Origin of the sequence: Sorangium sp. So ce302, from assembly GCF_051530145.1 — a bacterium.
Classification (GTDB): Bacteria; Myxococcota_A; Polyangia; order Polyangiales; family Polyangiaceae; genus Sorangium; species Sorangium cellulosum_B.
Map to the genome: position 1 here is coordinate 6,899,382 of NZ_CP150326.1, position 18,915 is coordinate 6,918,296.

Annotated in this window: 16 protein-coding genes; 11 read left to right on the forward strand and 5 right to left on the reverse strand. The window is 71.6% G+C overall.

Features of this window, described 5'->3' with window-relative positions:
• The first annotated feature begins 276 nt into the window (after positions 1-276).
• Together ybaK and WME73_RS25985 are read left to right on the forward strand one after the other, a co-directional pair.
• Positions 277-762, forward strand: a complete 486-nt coding sequence (gene ybaK / locus WME73_RS25980; protein WP_437911273.1) for a Cys-tRNA(Pro) deacylase — start codon at positions 277-279, stop codon at positions 760-762.
• Between the two features lie 74 nt (positions 763-836).
• Positions 837-1,670, forward strand: a complete 834-nt coding sequence (locus WME73_RS25985; protein WP_437911274.1) for a hypothetical protein — start codon at positions 837-839, stop codon at positions 1,668-1,670.
• Here WME73_RS25985 and WME73_RS25990 read toward each other — a convergent pair.
• Positions 1,644-2,162 (reverse strand): DUF2243 domain-containing protein, encoded by a 519-nt coding sequence (locus tag WME73_RS25990; RefSeq protein WP_437849433.1) that lies wholly within the window; start codon positions 2,160-2,162, stop codon positions 1,644-1,646. The genes WME73_RS25985 and WME73_RS25990 overlap by 27 nt on opposite strands.
• Before the next feature lie 238 nt (positions 2,163-2,400).
• On the opposite strand from WME73_RS25990, the gene WME73_RS25995 reads away from it, so the two are divergent.
• The gene (locus WME73_RS25995) at positions 2,401-3,195 is read left to right on the forward strand and encodes a hypothetical protein (protein ID WP_437911275.1); all 795 of its coding nucleotides are present in this window, start codon (positions 2,401-2,403) and stop codon (positions 3,193-3,195) included.
• Between the two features lie 45 nt (positions 3,196-3,240).
• Here the strand turns inward: WME73_RS25995 and WME73_RS26000 are convergent, their stop codons facing one another.
• From WME73_RS26000 to WME73_RS26010, 3 genes are all read right to left on the reverse strand, one after another.
• The gene (locus WME73_RS26000; RefSeq protein ID WP_437911276.1) at positions 3,241-3,606 is read right to left on the reverse strand and encodes a hypothetical protein; all 366 of its coding nucleotides are present in this window, start codon (positions 3,604-3,606) and stop codon (positions 3,241-3,243) included.
• A 102-nt stretch (positions 3,607-3,708) separates the two neighbouring features.
• Positions 3,709-5,091, reverse strand: coding sequence for an MFS transporter (locus WME73_RS26005; RefSeq protein WP_437911277.1), 1,383 nt, complete (start codon positions 5,089-5,091; stop codon positions 3,709-3,711).
• Between the two features lie 132 nt (positions 5,092-5,223).
• Positions 5,224-6,012: an SDR family NAD(P)-dependent oxidoreductase gene (locus WME73_RS26010; RefSeq protein ID WP_437739081.1), complete on the reverse strand. Its 789-nt coding sequence runs from the start codon at positions 6,010-6,012 to the stop codon at positions 5,224-5,226.
• A 337-nt stretch (positions 6,013-6,349) separates the two neighbouring features.
• On the opposite strand from WME73_RS26010, the gene WME73_RS26015 reads away from it, so the two are divergent.
• Positions 6,350-7,291: a hypothetical protein gene (locus tag WME73_RS26015; RefSeq protein ID WP_437739082.1), complete on the forward strand. Its 942-nt coding sequence runs from the start codon at positions 6,350-6,352 to the stop codon at positions 7,289-7,291.
• A gap of 112 nt (positions 7,292-7,403) precedes the next feature.
• Here WME73_RS26015 and WME73_RS26020 read toward each other — a convergent pair whose 3' ends face one another.
• Positions 7,404-11,285 (reverse strand): serine/threonine-protein kinase, encoded by a 3,882-nt coding sequence (locus tag WME73_RS26020; RefSeq protein ID WP_437739083.1) that lies wholly within the window; start codon positions 11,283-11,285, stop codon positions 7,404-7,406.
• A gap of 304 nt (positions 11,286-11,589) precedes the next feature.
• On the opposite strand from WME73_RS26020, the gene WME73_RS26025 reads away from it, so the two are divergent.
• The 7 genes from WME73_RS26025 (at position 11,590) to WME73_RS26055 (ending at position 18,838) form a co-directional block, all read left to right on the forward strand.
• A complete protein-coding gene (locus WME73_RS26025) occupies positions 11,590-11,856 on the forward strand; it encodes a hypothetical protein (RefSeq protein ID WP_437739084.1) in 267 nt (88 codons plus the stop codon).
• Positions 11,853-12,005 (forward strand): hypothetical protein, encoded by a 153-nt coding sequence (locus tag WME73_RS26030; protein WP_437739085.1) that lies wholly within the window; start codon positions 11,853-11,855, stop codon positions 12,003-12,005. Before WME73_RS26025 ends, WME73_RS26030 begins: the two co-directional genes overlap by 4 nt.
• Before the next feature lie 68 nt (positions 12,006-12,073).
• Entirely contained in the window at positions 12,074-12,898 is an 825-nt protein-coding gene (locus WME73_RS26035) for an SDR family oxidoreductase (protein ID WP_437739086.1), read from the forward strand.
• Between the two features lie 814 nt (positions 12,899-13,712).
• Complete coding sequence (locus WME73_RS26040; protein WP_437911278.1) at positions 13,713-14,108, forward strand: hypothetical protein; 396 nt, start codon at positions 13,713-13,715, stop codon at positions 14,106-14,108.
• Positions 14,109-14,385: 277 nt separating this feature from the next.
• On the forward strand, positions 14,386-15,399 hold the full coding sequence (locus WME73_RS26045; protein WP_437911279.1) for a hypothetical protein: 1,014 nt from the start codon (positions 14,386-14,388) through the stop codon (positions 15,397-15,399).
• Positions 15,400-15,591: 192 nt separating this feature from the next.
• Entirely contained in the window at positions 15,592-16,662 is a 1,071-nt protein-coding gene (locus WME73_RS26050) for a hypothetical protein (protein ID WP_437911280.1), read from the forward strand.
• A gap of 1,204 nt (positions 16,663-17,866) precedes the next feature.
• Complete coding sequence (locus WME73_RS26055) at positions 17,867-18,838, forward strand: substrate-binding domain-containing protein (RefSeq protein ID WP_437911281.1); 972 nt, start codon at positions 17,867-17,869, stop codon at positions 18,836-18,838.
• Positions 18,839-18,915: the final 77 nt, after the last annotated feature.

Sequence of the window (18,915 nt, forward strand, 5' to 3'; positions counted from 1 at the left end):
GCGAGGACCGAGTAGAACCCGAACAGCGGCTCGAAGCACCGGCGCGTGTACGCCAGCGAGAGCTCCTCGAACCGCCCGCCGCGCGTGCCCAGGATGAGCGCCGCGTGGCGCGCGAACGCCGCCTCGTCCTTGCTGAGCGCCGGTCGATCCGCGGGTGTTGCACCTTCACGGCGACCTCGCGCCCATCCGCGAGCGCAACGCGGTGCACCTGGCCGATGCTTCTTCTCGGTCGTCATCGGCGCAGCCGGCGCGTATAGCATGGCCCGGCCCATCGCCATGAAGACCAACGCCGCGCGCATCCTCGACAGCCTCGGCATCCCCTACGAGCTGCGCACCTACGAGGTCGACCCGAGCGACCTGACCGCGGGCACCGTGGCCAGGAAGATCGGCCTGCCGCCGGAGCAGGTGTGGAAGACGCTGGTGGCGCGCGGCGATCGCCACGGCGTCTGCTTCGCGGTGGTGCCGGGCAACGCCCAGCTCGATCTCAAGGCGATGGCCAGGCTCACCGGTGACCGGAAGGTCGACACGGTGTCGCTGAAGGAGGTCCAGCCGCTCACCGGTTACGTGCGCGGCGGGGTCACGGCGCTGGGCGCGAAGAAGGCCTATCCCGTCTACGCGGACGAGACGATCGAGCTCTTCGAGGTCGTCTCCATCTCGGCCGGCGTGCGCGGCACGCAGATCCTCGTCGCTCCCGGCGAGTACCTGCGCGCGACCAGGGCGAAGCTCGGCGCCATCGCGGCTCCTGGCGGCGTCGCCGATTGAACGCGCGGGCCGCCGGATCCGCGGTATGCTGGCAGAGCTCGCCTCCGGTCCGGCGCCGGGCGGCGACGAGGGATATGACCAGAGCGGCATGCGACCTGCGCGATCCGAGCGAGCTGAGCACCGCCGAGCTGCGGCAGCGGTGCCGGGGCTGCAAGCCGTGGGAGCTCGGGCTCGGCGCGGTCCAGCTGGCCGCCTCGGCGGCGGCCGGAGGCGCCGTGCTCGCGGCGGCCGGCGCCTGCATTCCGGGGCTGGTCCAGTGCATCAGCGTGGGTCCGGCGCTCGCGGCCGGGCTCGCGGTCTGGGAGTCGATCGGCGTGGCCAGCGGGTGGCTCCCGGGCGCGGCGTACCGCGATGAGCTCGCGTTCCGCGCGTGGCACGCGGGGCTCTCGCCGTGGGTCGGGCCAGCCGCGCAGCGCCGCTGGGCCAGGCGCGCGCTGGCGCGCCGGCCGGCGGCCCCCGACTGGCTGCTCGTCCTCGAGGGCGTCGCGCCGGCCGGCGGAGGGCGCCGCTGGATCAAGGTCGAGCTCTCGCTGTCCCCCTCCCCGGACGGCCCGTTCCGCTCGCAAGCCAGCGGGCACGCGCTGCTGCGCGCGGGCGGCGACGGCGCAGAAGCGCCGCACGAGCGGCGCCTCGCGATCGAGGAGCTCGACGACCTGAGGCGGGCCGTCGCAGAGCTCCCGGAGGCGCTCTCGCTGGACCCCCCTGCCTCGCCCCGGGACCCCGCGGTGTTCAACGGCCGCTGCGAGCTGCTCATCGCCAGGAGGACGCCGTTCGCCGCGGCCCAGCTGACGAGCGCGTTTCCGTCCCTCGAGGCAGGCCCTCAGGCGCCCTCGCTGTCGCTGCTGCACCGCCTGGTCCAGCTGGCCTGGCGCGGGGGCGAGTCAGGTCCGAGCCGGCGCGGCCGCTGACGCGGGCGCCTCGCGCATCAGGCGCCGGCCGACCAGCATCAGCAGGACACCGGACGCGAGGAAGGCCAGGTCCCAGCCGAGCTGCCCCGGACCTGGACGGACATGGTGGATCTGCAGGAGGTGATGATCGATCACCCCCTCGACCAGGTTGAACAGCCCCCAGCCCATGGCGGCGGCGCCCGGGAACATCCGTCCGGGGAGCTCAGCTCCGCCCGCGCGCAGGGCGCTCCAGAGCTTGATGACACCTGCCACGGTGAGGCTCAATGCGACAACGCCGAACAGACCGTCGGCGAAGATGTTCCGCCTCACATCGTCGATGGTCGCGCCTGGATGGCAGCTGAAGCAGATCAGATGATGCCACTGCAGGAGCTGATGAAACAGGATGCCGTCGATCAGGCCACCTGCGCCCATGCCGAAGATCACCCCCGCCGTCTTCACGGCGCGTGATGTCCTCGTGGCGGCGATGATCTCCAGCGGGCGGGCTGTGCTCATGAAATCCTCCTGAGCGCGCCCCCATGCGAGCGGCAAACCACAGCCGTCGGGCGGCGGAGGACGGATCGGTCGGGCCGGCGGAGCGACCGGTTCGCCGCCGTCGGACCGCGGCGCTTTCGCCGGCCATGAACCAACGGCGCCCCGACTCCATGGACTGGCCAGCTCGGGCCTGGCACGGAGTTGGCACATGTCGGGGAGAGGAACCCACGTATCCGCAGAAATCGCTGAAAGGTGTCAGATGGACAATCGAATGAACCCGGAACGCGCCGCAGGAACGGCGGAGCCGGAGCACCAGGGTCCCAGGCCGGTCCCTTACACGTACCATGACGGCCGCGAGGATTACCTCCATGTCGGCCGCCGGGAGGGCGCGGAGCCGGATCAGCCCGAGGCGCTGGTCCCGCCTTCCGAGGGGATGACATCACCTCTCCAGGCGGCGTCCCCGCCGCCCGAAGCCGCCTCGGTGGCCGCCGCGCCGATCGCCTCGCCGCCCGAGGCGACGGCGCTGCCGCCCGAGGCGACGGCGCTGCCGCCCGCGGCGATGCCCGGGTCTCCCGGGGCGACGCCTCGCGCAGCGGCGCAGCGCCCTCAGCAGGCGATCCGGATGAGCGAGATCGTCACGCGCGGGCTGCGGACCGGCGCCGTGCTGACGGCAGCGACGATGTGCACGATGATGGCAGCGTCCACCCTCAAGCGCGGATCGCCCTGGGCCGCCATGAACGCCATGGCGGCGGCGGTCGGCCTCGGGGGTCGCCGCGCGAAGCGCCGGTTCGACCCGGTCGCCACGCCCGCAGGGATGGCGGCGCTCGCCGGGGGCCTGCTCGTGTGGGGCATCGGCTACGAGAAGGCGCTCGACGCGGCGGGGCGGCGCGGCGGCGCGCTCACGGGCGCGCTGTCGGCGCTCGGCTGCTTTCTGGTCGACGACCTGGTCTTGCCCGACCGGCTCATGAAGAGCCTCCGAGACACGATGGGCGTGGCCGGCATCGTCGGCCAATACGTCGCCATCGGCGTCGCGAGCGCCGTCGCCCCGCGGTGAGCGCGCGAGGCGCTGGCGCGAGCGCCGCCGTGGCGCCGCGCCCCGCTATCTCTGCCCGGCGGCCTTGCGGTCCTTCTCGCCCGGCTCCTCGTGCTGGGGCAACGCGCCTCTCGGCTGCGCCTGTTCGGTCGCGCCGCTCTCCGGCGGCGGCTCCTCCTCGGGCGGGGCCGCCGCGCCCGCGGCCGTGGCCTCGGCGCCGGTCTCCCGCAGCTCGAGCGAGCCCGCGGGGCCGCCGCGGCCCGACTCCTCGTACGGCCCGCCGCCGAGCGAGCCCGGCGCGCGGAGCTCGGCGTCCTTGGGGTGCGGCCCGTCGAGCCGGAAGATCCCCTTCGATTGATCGACCTCGTCGAATCGCCTGTTCTCCTGCGCCTGCGCCTGCGCCTCGGACCGCTGCTTGGCCTTTTGCCCCATGATCCCCTCCCCTCGCCCGGCGCGCGGTGCGTCGACCGCACACACGCCCGCCTCGACCCGCGGCGTGCATGCGAGGTGCCGGACCGCGCCGGCCCCGCCCGCTCACGCCGGCCGCGCCGCGCCCTGCTCCTCCGAGGCGGCCCCCACCGCGACCGGCTGGGTGAGCTGCTCCGAGGGCGTCCCGGCGGCCATCTGCTGGGCGATGATCAGCTCCCGCGCCTGCTGCCGCAGCCCCGGGAGCCTCGCGGCGAACACCGCCGCCGCGGCGACGCAGCACGCGCCGCCCGAGGCCACGGTCGCGGGCGCGCCGATCTTGCCCGCGAGCCAGCCGGCGAGCAGCGCGCCGAGCGGGGCCATCCCCATGAACATCATCGCGTAGACCGCCATGACGCGCCCGCGGAGCGCGTCCGGCACCATCGCCTGCACGAGCGTGTTCGACCCCGCCATCTGCACCATCATCGAGAAGCCGACGGGCACGAGCAGGAGCGCCGAGAGCCAGAACGACCGCGACAGCGCGAACAGCCCGAGCGCCACCCCGAACCCCGCGCAGGCCGCGGCGACCCAGCGGCCGAGGCCCCGGAGCCGCCTCCGGCTGGCGAGGACGAGCGCGCCGAGCAGCGCACCGACGCCCGACGCGCCCATCAGGATGCCGAGCCCCTGCGCCCCCCCGCGCAGGATCCGATCGGCGAAGATCGGCATCAGCACCGCGTACGGCATCGCGGTGACGCTCACGACCCCGAGCAGGAGGAGGAGCGCGCGGATGGCCCTGGTGCGCGCGACGAACCGGAAGCCCTCGACCGTGTGGGCGAACGCGGAGCCGCGCCCGGCGGCGGCCGGACGGGGCGCGACGCGCATCGCCAGCAGGCTCCCGAGCACGGCAAGGAAGCTCACCCCGTTCGCGACGAAGCACCACCCCTCGCCGATCGCGCCGACGAGGATGCCCGCCACCGCCGGGCCGAGGATCCGCGCGCCGTTGAACATCGAGGAGTTGAGCGCGATGGCGTTGGCGAGGTCCTCCCTGCCCACCATCTCGACGACGAACGCCTGCCGCGTCGGGATGTCGAAGGCGTTCACGACGCCGAGGAGCACGCTGAACCCGAGGATGTGCCGGACCTGGACGTGCCCGCTCAGGGTGAGCGCGCCGAGCCCGAAGGCGAGCGCCATCGCGGCGGACTGCGTGGCGAGCAGGATGCGGTGGCGGCTCCGCCGGTCGGCCACCGTGCCGCCGATCGGGGCCAGCAGGAAGACGGGGATCTGCGTCGCGAACCCGACGGTGCCGAGCAGCAGCGACGAGCCCGTCAGCCGGTAGACGAGCCACGACTGGGCGACCGACTGCATCCAGGTGCCGACCAGCGAGACGAGCTGGCCGGCGAAGAAGAGCTGGTAGTTCCGGTGGCGGAGCGCGCGCAACAGCGACGGGGCGGAGGCCGCCGGGCGCTCGCCACGACCCGCCGCGGGGGGCGGCTCCGCTTCAGGCTGACCCATGGCCGAAGTATGGGGCGCAGGAGGCTCGGGAACCCGGGATTCGGAGGATCCGAGCGCGGTGGGGTGAGGCGCGTGGCCTCCGGCCGGGCTCCGCCGCGGCGCGCTCCCCCGGGCTCCGCCGCGGCGCGCGGATCAGCCCCCGCCCGCGTAGTTGGCGGGCCACGCCGCCGAGAGGAGGCCCCCGTCGACGGCGACGTCCTGGCCGGTGATGAACGAGGCCTTGTCGCTGAAGAGGAAGGCGACGAGCGCGGCCACCTCCTCGGGCCCGCCGACGCGGTTCATGGCGTGGAGCGACGCGGCGAAGGCGCGTCCCTGGGGATCGTCGAGGCGCCAGCCGGCCGTCGACATCTCCGACTCGACGACGCCGGGGCTCACCGCGTTGATGCGGATCCCCTTCTGCGCGTACTCGACCGCGGCCGTGCGCGTGAGCGCGACGAGGCCGGCCTTGGAGGCAGCGTAGACCGCCAGCCCGGGGAAGAAGCGCGACGCGGCCACCGACGCGCAGTTGACGATCGAGCCCCCGCCGCTCGCGAGCATGGCTTTGATCTGGTACTTCATGCACCAGAAGACGCCGCGGAGGTTCGTGTCCATGACCAGGTCGTAGTCGGCGTTGGACATGTCGGCGAGCGGCATCAAGAAGCCGGATCCGGCGTTGTTGAAGCTGCAGTCGAGGCGCCCGTAGGTGGACACCGCGGCCTTCACGAGCGCCTCGACGTCGCCCTCGACCCGCATGTCGGCGGTGACCCAGGTGATCTCCCCGCCGCGATCCTTGACGGCCGCGACGAGCTCGCGCCCTTGCGCCTCGCGCCGCGCGCTCGCGACGACCCTGGCGCCCTCGGCGGCCAGCGCGACGGCCGTCGACCTGCCGATGCCCGAGCTCGCGCCCGTGACGATGACGACCTTGTCTTTCAGAGCTCCCATGCCTCACATCCCTCGCGAAGGTGGCCTGCGCCTCCGTGACAGGCGCCGGCGCTTGTGAAATGCAGATAAGGAACAACCGTCTTCGACCGTCTGGAGCGCGAGCTGAGCGCGCAGAGCGGGCCCATGACGATGCCAAGGGCGGGTACGAAAGGGAAGCGATTCCGTCGTTTTACGCGTCGTAACGCGACGCGCAGCATGGCTCCTTGTGCCGTGATGTCGCGCGTGCGTCGCCCTGGTTGCGCAGGGCTGCGCGGATGTGGGTCACGTCACCCTTGACCGAGGTGGCGTCGGCGCGGAGCGCGCGGCCAGGGCGGAGATGGGCTATAGGCCAGCGCCCATGAACCGACCGTACCTTATCGCCGGCGCGCTCTTCCTGGCCGGCCAGCTCTTCGCGCTCGGCTGCAGCGCCCCCAAGCCGGAGCCCGAGATCGCGTCCTCGGCCTCGCAGAGCGGCTACGCGGAGCGCTACCCGGCCGAGCTGCAGGCGACGGCCACGTCGTTCGGCGAGCGCGACGACCTCGCGAAGCGCGCCACAGCGCAGTTCGCGGGCTATCCCGATCAGCTCAAGAAGCCGGACTGGAAGCAGGTCCTCGACGTCATCGAGCAGGCGGACGCGGCGGGCCGGAGCTACGACTACGTGGAGCGCGTGCGCGCCGTCGACGGCGCGGCGGCGTTCTTCAACGACAACAAGGAGGACCTCACCCGCAAGGTGAGCGGCGCCGCGCAGTACGTCGTCAAGCAGAAGGGGTGCGACGTCGACGTCACGGGCGCCACGGCGCACGCGCTCGAGGAGGGCGTCGAGCGCCAGCTCGAGAAGTACGTCCGCGAGCGCAGCGAGGCGCACCGCCGCATCGAGCGCTACCGCGCCTCGCTCGGCAAGGAGAACGCCGCGACGCTCGAGAAGCAGGCCGACGCCGTGAGCTTCGTGAGCTACGTCGTCCACATCGACATGGTCGAGCACAAGCTCCGGCTCCGCCGGATGCTCGAGGAGATCGAGGCCATCAAGAAGTCGATCGACGAGGCGGTCGAGGCGGAGCGAGCATTCCAGTCCTCTGGCCGCCGCACCGACGAGGAGAAGAAGGCGTCGGAGGCGCGCATCGAGGAGCTCGGGCGCAGCAAGGCGATGCTCGACTCGTCCGCGACCCAGGCGAAGCAGATCGACGAGACGATGGAGGAGCGCATCGCCGCGGTCCAGAAGAGCTACCGCGAGGCGATGGACCGCCTGATCGCCACCCTCCGCAAGAACGCCGGCCTGCCGGCCGAGCCCGGCGAGGGCTGATCCCCCCGTCCCGTAGGCGCTAACCAACCTTCGCGCCGCGTTCTCCTACATTCGAACGTTCACGTTCAGGTTGGTGACCGATGGTGGAGGGGGAGTGGGCTTCTTCGCCCTCCTATCCCGCCCACCGCTCGGCCATCTCCAGCGTCCGCTGGTTCTCCGGTATCGTGAGGAACCGCTCCCTCCACACCGGATCGCTGATCTTCCCCGCCCTCTCCATCAACCTCTCCCTCGCCGCCGCGATCGCCGCCGCGCAGTCCGCCTCCATCCCGTTCGCCGCCAGCGCCTCCGCGTAGACGTTCCTCACCGCGGACTCCCCCTCCTCGATCGCCCCGATCGCCTGCAACATCGAGAACGCCTCCCCCGCCGCGGACAGCGCCTCGTCGAACCTCCCCAGCCCGAGCAGCGCCCTCGCCCTCGCCGCCACCGCCGCCGCGCGCAGCGGCGGCGCGCTCTGCAGGATCTCCGCCGCCGCCCTCGCCTCCTGCTCCGCCCCCTCGAAGTCCCGCGCGAGCAGCGCGATCCGCGCGAGGTACGTCCGCGCGCTCCCCTCCGTGCGCGGATCCCCGAGCCGCTGCGACAGCGCGATCGCCTCGCGCTCGGTCCGCTCCGCCTCCTCGATCCGCCCCCGGTAGCCGAGGACGTGCCCCAGGTTGCTGAGCGTCGCCACCGCGAGATCGTGCAACCCCATCCGCTCCGCGCCCGAGAGCGCGCTGCGCAGCACCTCCTCCGCGCCCGCGAAATCCCCGAGCTCCGCGTGCATGTACCCGACGTTCATGCGGAACGCGCACGCGTTGCCGCGGTCGCCCGCGCGCTCGAACGCCGCGAGCGCCGCGGACAGCCCCGCGAGGCACGCGCTGGGATCGCCGCTCACGAGCGCCCGGGCCGACCGCGCCGCGTGCAGCCGCGCCACCACCTCGACCTCCCGCTCCGCGAGATCCGTCCCGTCGCCCTCGATCGCCTCGATCAGCGCGTCCGCGAATGCGTAGCGCCCCCCGAACACGAGCAGCAGCGCCCCCTCGCCGAGGCACATGTGCTTCGCCACCAGCGCGCCCTCCGCCTCCGCCTCGGCGGCCTGCGCCGCGCTCATCCAGCGCTCCACCCGCTCGAAGCCGCCCAGCTTGCCCGCGGCCATGGCGACGTGCTTGATCGCCGAGAACCACGCCGCGGAGCCGGCGGGCAGCCGGTCCACCGCCTCGGTCCCGCGCTGCTCCGCGAGCGCGAGCTCCCCGCGCCAGACGTGCGCCTCGGCCTCCACGAGGCGCAGCGCGCCGAGCGCCTGCGCGTTCGGGCCGCACGCGACGCCGCGCTCGGCGCGCTCGATCGCCGCGGCGAGGTCCTGCGCCCGCAGCGCCTGCTCCGCCGCGCGGCAGTACGCGGCCGCGGCCCGCGACAGCTCGCCGCCGCGCTCGAAGTGCTCGCCGAGCGCCATCGCGTCCACCGCGCCCGCGCCCGCGCGCGACAGCCACTCGCCGGCGAGCCGGTGCCCGAGCCGCCGGTCGCCGTCCGTCAGCATCCCGTAGGCCGCCTCCCGCACGATCGCGTGCTGGAAGCTGTACTCCACCTCGCCGGGGAGGCTGCCCTCGCCGCGCCGGGAGATCACCTCGCGCTGCTCCAGCTCGACCAGCTTCGGCGCGACCTGCGCCCCGCCCACGAGCGCCGACACCCCGCCCTGCCAGAACGTCTGCCCGAACACGCTCGCCGCCCGCAGCGCCCGCCGCGCCTCGATGTCGAGCGCCTCGATGCGCGCCTGCACCATCGCCACCACCGTCTCGGGCAGGTCGGCGCCCTTGCCGTCGGCCACCGCGCGGAGCTGCTCCTCCAGATAGAACGCGTTCCCGTCGGCGCGGTCGACGATCATCGCGAGGAGCTCCGGCGCGACGTCCTCGCCGAGCACCTGGCGCACCAGCCGCTCGCTCGCGCGCCGCGGCAGCCCCGACAGCTGCACCTCGTGGACGCCGCGCCCCGCCCAGAGCTTCGGGAAGAGCTCCCGCACCTCTGGCCGGCCGAGCGCGAGCACCATCAGCCGCTGATCGCCGAGGCTGCGGAGCGCCGAGTCGACGAGCAGCACGCTCGGCAGATCGCCCCAGTGCAGGTCCTCGAGCACGAGCAGCACGGGCCTCGCCGAGCACTCGGCCCTGAGGAGCTCCTCCCAGGCGACGCGGATCTGGTCGCTCATCAGCACGGGGCTGCGCCGCGCCGCCATCAGCTGCACGCTGTCGCCGTCGGGGAACGGCACGCCGACGAGCTCACCGAGGAACGCCGCGGTGCGCGCCGATTCGGCGTGGCCGTACCGCGCGACGCGCGCGCGGAGCTTGCGCTGCCGCGCCTCGATGGGCTCGCCCTCGAAGAGGCCGATCGCGCGCCGCAGCGCCGGGGCGAGCAGCGCGAAGGCCGAGCCGGCGCTCATCGGGTCGCCGCGCCCGATCCACACCTCCAGGTCCTCGCCGCGGTCGCGGAGCCGCCGGATCAGCTCGGAGCGCAGGCGGGATTTCCCTGCGCCCGCGGGCGCGGTCACGAGCACGGCGCTCGGCGTCGACTCCTCGACGCAGTGAGAGAACGCCGCCTCCAGCAGCGCGAGCTCGCGGTCGCGCCCGACGCACGGCGTCGGCTTGCCGAGCAGGGGCGGCGTGGAGGCGAGCTCCTCGCGCTCGCCGTGCAGGCGGAGGGCGCCCGCGTCGCGGGTCACGTCGAACCGGGCGCCGAGCAGCCCTGCGGTCACCTCGTCCATGCAGACGGCGTGCGCGCCGGCGGGCGCGTGCGCGGGCGGCAGCAGGTGGACCGCGCGGTCGATGAGCTCGCCGACCGGCAGCCGCGCGGACATCTCCGCGCGGCCCGTGACGAGCGCGACCGGCACGCTGCCGAGCAGCGCGTTCAGCGCGAGCGCGCAGCGGGCGGACTGCGCCGCGAGGTCGGTCGGGGCGCCGCCGGCGGTGAGCACGATGAGCGGCGAGCGGGACTCCAGGATCTCGAGCTCTCCCTGGTAGCGCTCGGCGACGGCGATGAGCGCCTTGCTGCGCTCCAGGTCCTCCTCCTGCGAGCGCGTCGCCTCGGCGTCGCCGCTCGCGTCGCGCGCGAGCACGAGGCACATCATCTTGCGCTCGTTCGTGGTGATCTCGCCCCCGCGCAGGGTGTTCGACGGGCGGCTGCTCGCGGCGCCGACGCCCGCGTCGTCGAGCGCGAGCAGCTCCGCCGCGACCGCGTCGCCGTCGCGGGGCCGGTCCTTCGGCGGCTTCGCGAGCATGCGCGCGACGAGGTCGTCGAGCGCCTCGGGGATGTCCCCGCGCAGCTCCCGGAGCCGCGGCGGCTCCTCGAGGATGACCTTGATGAGCACCGAGAGCCCGTCGGCGCCCTGGAACGCCGAGCGCCCGGTGAGGCACTTGAAGAGCACGCAGCCGAGCGAGAAGACGTCGGCGCGGGGGTCGATGTTCGGCTCGCTGCGGGCCTGCTCCGGCGCCATGTAGCCCGGGGTGCCGAGCATCGTGCCGGGCATGGTGAGGTGCCGGTCCATGGCGCCGAGGCGCACCACGCCGAAGTCGATGAGCGTGACCCCCTCGATCGCGCCGCCCACGAGGAGCAGGTTGCTCGGCTTGAGGTCGCGGTGCACGATGCCGGCGCGGTGCACGACGCCGAGCGTCGACGCGATGCGCGACGCGAGCGCGATGCTCTCGGCGATCGTGAGCGAGCTGCGGGTGAGCCGCTCGGTCAGCGTCTCGCCGGCGAGCCACTCCATCGCGAGGTAGGGCTGCCCCGCGTCGGTCGCGCCGTGCGCGATGTAGCGCACGATGCCCGGGTGCCGCAGCGCGGTGAGCGCCTCGAGCGCCTCGACCTCGCGCGCGAACCGGATCGCCTCCTGGAGCCCTCGCCGCTGCAAGACCTTCAGCGCCACCGGCTCGTTCGTGACCAGATCGCAGGCGCGGTAGACGTCCCCCATCCCGCCCGAGCTGGCGAGGCGCTCGATCAGGAAGCGACGGTCGATGACGTCTCCCACGCGCATCTCGTCCCCGCCTTACCTGAGACCTCGCATGAGCCTGCTTACAACGGAGTAAACGAACTCGGCCCCGATCGCCAGCGACTCCGCCCGCAGCGGCCGGGCGCGGCGGTCCGCCGGCGGCTGCGAGCCCGATCGAAGTGTGAGCTGCCAAACATCGCTCATCAGCGCCAGCGTGGGGAGGGACATTTTCTCCACACCGAGGCAAAACGTCCTGTCTGCGGGGCGCGTGTCACGGGCGCGCATTGCGCTCGTCACCGCGCTTCGCCCTCGATCGCCATGGCACGACCCCTGCTGAGCTGGTGGGATCATGAAGACGAAGCTCTCCAAGAAGCAGAAAAGGAAGCTCACCAAGCTCGGCCGGAAGGTCCTTCGGCCGGTGGCCGCGGCGACGAGCCTCGCAGCGGTGTTCACGGCCGGCCTGTACAGCGGTGAGGCGAGAAACTATCTGAGCAGCGCGAAGACCGCCGTGAGCCGGAAGGTGAGGGCGTGGGCGAGCGCGCTTGGCGGTTTGAAGCTGGCCAATGGCGTATCGGGGAGAGCTCACCCCGACGTCGAGCTGGCGCAGCCGTCATGAAGCCGATGAAGAAGAAGACCCGCCGTGCCCTCCGGAAGGCGGTCAAGGCGGTGTCGGCGGCGGCCGCGATGATCGCGGTCGAGACGCTCGGCTCCGCCGCGGGCAGCCTGCTGAAGGACGCGCTGAAGAAGCGGCGGCGCGACCGCTGAGGCGCGCCGCCGCGGGCCTGCACGAGCGCCTCGCGCCTCGGGCGGTCCTGGGGTAGGTTCGGCCGGCGATGGACACCCGAACTTATTTCCAGGGCAAGAGCGTTCTCATCACCGGCGGTTCGAGCGGCATCGGGCTGTCGTTCGCGAGGCTCGTCGCGGGGTACGGCGCCGCGGTCACGCTGGTGGCGCGCCGCCGCGCCCTCCTCGACGAGGCCGCCGTGGGCATCCGGCGCGAGCACCCGTCCGCGCGGGTCGACGTCCTGGAGCTCGACATCAGCCGGGCGGACGACGTGGCGCGGGCGATGGAGTCTCGGCTCGCCGACCGGCCGATCGATCACCTCGTGAACAACGCGGGCGTGGTGATGCCGGGGCGCTTCCTCGAGCTGCCGATGGATCAGTTCAGGGGCATGATGGACGTGAACTTCTTTGGCGCCGTGCACCTGTGCAAGGCGGTGCTGCCGGCGATGGCGGCGCGCGGCAGCGGCCATGTGCTCAACGTCTCGTCGCTGGCGGGCGTGATCGGCATCTACGGGTACACGCCGTACGCGGCGAGCAAGTTCGCGCTGATCGGCTTCTCGCAGGCGCTGCGCGCGGAGATGTGGCCTCACGGCGTGCGGGTGAGCGTGTGCATGCCGCCCGACACCGACACACCGCAGCTGGCGTTCGAGAACCAGTACAAGCCGGCGGAGACGAAGGCCATCGCGGGCAACGTGAAGACGCTCGAGCCGGACGCCGTGGCGCGCAGCATGGCCGACGGCATGGCGCGCGGGCGGTTCGAGATCTACCCCGACGTCGGCTCGCGGGTGAGCGCGATCGCGCAGGGGGTCATTCCTGGGGTGGTCCGCTGGGTCTGCGACAGCGCGCAGCGGAAGGCCGGGCCGGCGGTGGGGTGAGCGCGGGAGAGCGATAGAAGGGTGGGACTCGTCGCCTGAGTTCCTCCCCGCGCCGCGAGAGTTCTCGCCTGATCGCCCGGCGCATCCTCGCCCTGGCCGCTGCCTGAGAGCAAGCCGCGTCTTGAGACCGCACGAGCGTGGTCGGCTCGCGCAGGCGATTGGCAGCTCCATCAACACACGGCCTGCTTTCAGCCTGTCGAGCGCTGAAGGATGAGCTCGTCAAGCATCGAGCTCAACAACACCTGATGCGCTCACGCGGTAGGCCGCCGGCATCGCGTAGCCGATTGTCTCGCTGTCACAGCCTGGTGAGGCACGCTTGTCACCTGGGCCACACAATTCGACAACACAGCTGAATTTCTCGACAATTCCAGACACTACCATTGAACTTACACCTGGCATCACCCGTGAATAAGCAGCGACACGAGGACGAAATAGTCTTCAGCAGAGCGCGTGAGCGCCGGACAAATACGATCATCGAGAGGGCGCGCATGCATTTACGCACCTCGCGTGCAGGACGGCTCCATCACCGGAGCCCGCTCGATGAAGCATCGCAGATTCGATACCGGCGCGATGGCGCCGGATGGCGGCCACAGGTCGAGCTCGATCGAAACAGGCGCGCATCGGAGGATGCCGAGCCGCCCGACGATACGATCGGCTGAACAGCACAGTGACAGGCGGATGACAGACCGGCGCTCTGCGCTCTGAGCAAAAAAAATAACAGCAAACCGAAACCCAATTTTCGAGGACATACAAGATGAAGCCTCTCAAGTCTCGCGTTCTCTCGGGCGTTGGCGCTGCTCTCGTCGCTCTCAGCGTGTCGACCACCGCGCTGGCGAGCTATGAAGTCCCGTCCGCCTCCGACTTTCCGGACTACGGCAACTTGACCGGCGCGCTCGTGGCCATCCCCGTCCTGATCACGGATGTCCTGGATCTGAATGACGAGGTCATCGACGTCGACAGCATCAAGATCGTGTACCTCGATGACATCCTCACGGGCGACCAGCTCGTGAACGTGAACAAGACGCTGAACAACCTCATCGTGAACCTCCAGATCCTCAACCTGCAGAACGTGCTGGAGGACGTCGACGTCGCCAACGGGATCAAGGTCGGCGACGTCCTCAGCAACAACGACGTCGACGTCAGCGATGTCGTCGCGGTCAAGGTGTTCGACGCCGAAGGCGTCAAGAAGCTGCTGGTGTTCGTCAAGTAGGGCTGCTCGCTCGCCCCACCTCGCGCCAGGCATCGATACGGATATCGTAAAGCATCGCCGGGCTACCAGCCCTCGATCCCGGCAAGAGATCTGGCGCGCGCCGCCACAGCGCGCCGAGATCGCGCCTGCTCAACCTCCATCGCCTGGCCCCCCCGACAACCCGGCGGCTTCCGGGGCTTCCACCGACAGCCTCCTTCTGGTACGTGGGGCCGTCGCCCGGGGCCCTGGCTCCGGAGCGGCCCTTCAGACCGAGGCTCGGCCGAGGAGATCCGCACCCGTGCTAAGGAACACACGCCGCGTCGCCGCGCTCCCGCTGTGCATCGCCCTGCTGGCCGGCGCGGCGGAGGGTCGCGCCGAGGCCCCTTCGGAGGTCGCCCGGCTCATGGCGCAGGCGAACGCGGCCGCTCGAGAGGATCGGCTCGCCGACTCGCGCGACCTGTGGATGGCGGTCTGGCAGCTGGAGCGCGCCCAGGTCGCCGCGTGCAACATCGGGGCGCTGTCGCTCCGGCTCGGCGACGCGCCGGCCGCCGTGCGCTGGCTGTCGCTCTGCCAGGAGATCATGCGCGCGCCCAGGACGCCCGCGGAGCGCGCGCTCGTCGCGTCGCGGCTCAGCGACCTGGCCCGCGCGCGGCAGCTCGCCGGCGAGCTCCACGTGGTCGCCCCCGCGGGCTCGAAGATCACGATCGACGGCGCGCCCGCCGAGCTCGAGGGCGACAAGCCCATCCCCGTCGCCCCCGGCCACCACGTGGTGCGCGCCGTGCTGGACGGCAACGTCGCGACGGCCGAGATCGACGTGCCGCGCGGCGAGGCGCGGGAAGTCGTGCTCACCTTCGCTGCCCGGCCCGCCGGCGTCCCTGCGCCGCCCCCAGGCCTCCCGGCCGCGCCCGCAGGCGCGCCGGCGCCGCCCCCCGGCCCCCGCGCCTACCCCCTCGCCCCCCCGCCTCCCCGGCCCGGGCCGCGGCCGGAGCTCGTCGCCGGCGGCTTCGGGCTCTCCGCCACCCTGGCGGCGATCGGCGGCGTGATGCTCGTCGGCGCGGAGAAGAAGGACGACGCGGGCGACACCGCCGCGCTCTCCGCAGGGCCGAACCGTTGCTTCCGGCTGACCCAGCCGGTTTGCCAGCAGTCGGCGTCGGCCTACGACGACGCGATCGCCTACCGGGGCGTGGGCATCGCCGGCCTCATCGCGGGAGGGGCCGTCCTGGCCGCCACGCTCGGTTACACGTTCTACCCGCGCGGGCCGGCAGAGATCACGGTGTCGGCCAAGGGGCTTACGTTGACGAGCACGTTTTGATGTGCGCTTCGACGTTGCCCCTGCTCTGATCGAAGGACGCTTCGCACGCCGCGCGATCTTGCGAAAACTTGCGTGACGGCGGCCGCCTGACCGAGGCATACTGCGCCCCGAGACGACCTGGCAAACGACACCCCGGCGGATTGGGGCCGCCTGGGTGCCGGCGCCACAGCCTCGTGCCGGAGGACTGGACGCATGGGTAGACCCATCGCGCGTTGTGCTGCTGCTCTGCTCTTTCTCATCACCTCGGCGACCTTCTTTGCGTGCGGCGATGGGCCCTACGTGGGTGGAAGGTGCGCGACCACGGACCACTGCCAGTCGGACCAGCAGAATGTGCCAGGCACGATCTGCATCGATGAGCACTGCGAGTGTGGCGAGCCGGGGAAGGTCATCTGCTGCGCGCGCGGCGACGACACGCCGAGCTGCTTCGAGGAGTGCCGGACCTGCGACGAGTGCGCCGAGGGCACGGAGGAGTGCTCGGGGGTGCCGGTTCCGCCCGGGAGCTGCGAGGGCGACGCGGAGTGCCCCGGCCCGCCGGACCCGCGGTGCGGGGTCGGGAGGTGCGCGGACGGCGCGTGCGTCGTGGAGATCGAGCGAGGCCCGATCGCCTCGCAGATCCGCGGCGACTGCAAGGTCGAGGAGTGCACGGCCGACGGCCGCGTGGTCAGCGTAGCGGCCGTCGACCCCTACGACGACGGCAACCAGTGCACCCTCGACGCCTGCGACATCGACGAGCCGCGACATCTCCTGTTGGATGGCGTCGCATGTCCCGCCTCGGGCGCCGGACGATGCCATGAGGGCGCGTGCGTGCAGTGCGTGGACACAGACCCGACGCTGCTGTGCCCTGGCGGGCTCGCGTGTGATGGTGTCTGGTGCGTGCCGGAGCACTGCGTGAACGGTGCGCGAGATGACGGGCTCCGCGAAACAGGATTGGACTGCGGCGGTTCATGCCGCCCCTGCCCGTCGAGCGAGCGCTGCGAAACCGCCACGGACTGTGAGAGCGGCGTGTGCACGAACGGAAGCTGCATGATCCCGACGTGCAGCGACGGGATCAAGAACGGCCTCGAGGCCGGCGTCGACTGCGGCAAGCTATGGTGCCCGCGCTGCCCGGTGGGCGGTGGCTGCGAGACCGGCGCAGACTGCCTGAGCGGCGTGTGCTGGAGCGGCATCTGCGAGGCGCCCACCTGCACCGACGGCGTGAAGAACGGCGACGAGACCGGCGTCGACTGCGGCGGCGCGGCTTGCGCCGCGGCGTGCCCCGAGTGATCGCGCCGCACGCAGGAGGCCGACGACGACCATGAGCCGCCAGGAGAGCGCGCTGCCCGGTAGGACCTCGCCGCCAGGCTCGTCGACGAGTTGCTTCATCGCGCCGGCCTGCGGGTCGATCCCCGCTCGGACGGCGGCGCTCTCACGCTCTCCATCTCGCGATCTCCCTGACCGTCGTTGATCCCCGAGTCCCTCGGGATCCCACGGGCGCCTCCACCACCGCGCCGTCCGCCAAGTACAAGCGCTCAGGCCACACGAGCTCACCTGAGACGCCGCCATCCCCTTCGTCAGGGCCAGACGCCGCCCCCTTACGAACGCGCTGCCGTCGATCAGGGCGCTCCCGCTTGCCTGTCGCGGCCACGGCGCCGCATGGACACGGCCAACGCCCGCGCAAGCACCTCGTGCAGGCGATGACGGCGTTCGTGTGGAAACACGGAATCAGCGAAGCACCAGGGGAGGACAGGGCCGAAAATGACGAGCAAGATCATCTTCAAGTATGCCGCGCTGTGGACATGCACCGCACTTGGCGCGCGATCGCTCACCGGTTGTGTCGTCGACAGCTCATCTTACCACGAGACACCGCAGGACGGAGACCCGTCAGAGGCTATCCCGGCCCAGAGCGCCCTCAGCCGCGCGCCGCAGGGGGACCTCGCCACTGCAGTGTCCTGGTCTGACTCCCCTCACGTCTGCGACTTCGGCTTCCTCGGGGGCGCGGCGTGCGACCAGTACTGCAAGAGCCAAAGGCACGCATTGTGCGGCTATTGCGAATGGAATGACACCGAGCGTAGAAATCAGTGTCAATGCCAGTCGGATCCTCAGCGCTGCTCGCAATAGCCGCCGCTCCGCGATGTCCCTGAGGCGCCTCGACCTCCGGGAGCCCATCTCCAGCAGGGCCCTCCGTCAGGTCACCCCGGGCCGCGGTCCCCCAGGGTGGGCCGCCGCGGATCAAACGCCACGCTGCACCCCCACATCATGAGCTCATGTCGCCCCCGCTCCCTGGAGCAGGTGGGTTCGCACACGACCCGCGACCCTGAGGTGCTCGAAACTCGGACACGTTGCCTCCGACTTTTCCGTTTGGGTCGTTCACGCGAGGCGCGACATCGACGGGGTACGTCCGCTAACCTCGCCTCGGGGGATTCCTGTGTCGCGGCTCAGCGACATCGACTTCGACACGCTTTTCGCAGGCAAGGCGGGGAGAACTGCCGTGAAAAACAAGAATCGTTTCTGGAAGCTAGCGTTTGCAGCGTTCGCCGTGGTGTCCATGACATGGATCGCCGGCTGCGCTCAGGGGGGCGGAGACGACGCGGCCAAGGGCCACGACGGCGACGGCAAGAGCGCCCCGACGACAGCCAAGGTCGTCAAGCTCGCCTTCGTGACGAGCGGGACGAGCGAGTTCTGGCGGATCGCGGGGGCCGGAGTCCACAAGTACGAGCAAGAGGCGAAGATTCAAGTGGACATCAAGGCGCCGCCGAACGGCACGCCCGAGGAGCAGAACCAGATCCTGGAGAGCCTCGCCAGCCAGGGATACGACGCCGTCGCCGTGACCGTCCTGGCGCCGAACGATCAGGTCGCCGTGCTCAACAGGGTCGCCGAGAAGGTCAAGCTGATCACGTTCGACTCCGACGCCCCGAAGTCGAACCGGCTGCTCTACATCGGCACGAACAACTACGAGGCCGGCAAGGCGCTCGGCAGCGAGATCGTGAAGATCCTGCCGAACGGCGGGAAGATGGCCGTCTTCGTCGGCATGTTCGCGGTCGACAACGCGACCCAGCGCCTCAAGGGCATCCAGGACGTGGTCACCGCCCACGACATCCAGATCGTCGACAAGCGCGAGGACAACGCCGATCGCGCCAAGGCGCGCGCGAACGTCGAAGACATCATCAACGCCCACCCGGACCTCAACGTCGCGACCGGACTCTGGTCGTACAACGGGCCGGCCATCATCGCGGCCGTCGAGGCGCTCGGGAAGAAGGGCAAGGTCATCCCGGCCGTGTTCGACGAGGAGGACGCGACGCTCAGCGGCATCGAGAACGGCACTGTCGCCTGCACCGTCGTGCAGAAGCCGTTCCAGTTCGGCTACCTGTCGAGCAAGTGGATGCACGAGCTCGCGACGAAGGGCGACGCGGCCATGGCCGCCACCCCAAGGACAAGATGGTCGACACCGGCGTCGACGTGATCCGCAAGGAGAACGTGGCGGAGTTCAAGGCCAAGCTCGTGGAGCTGAAGAAATAGCCTCCTTATCCGGCGGCTCGA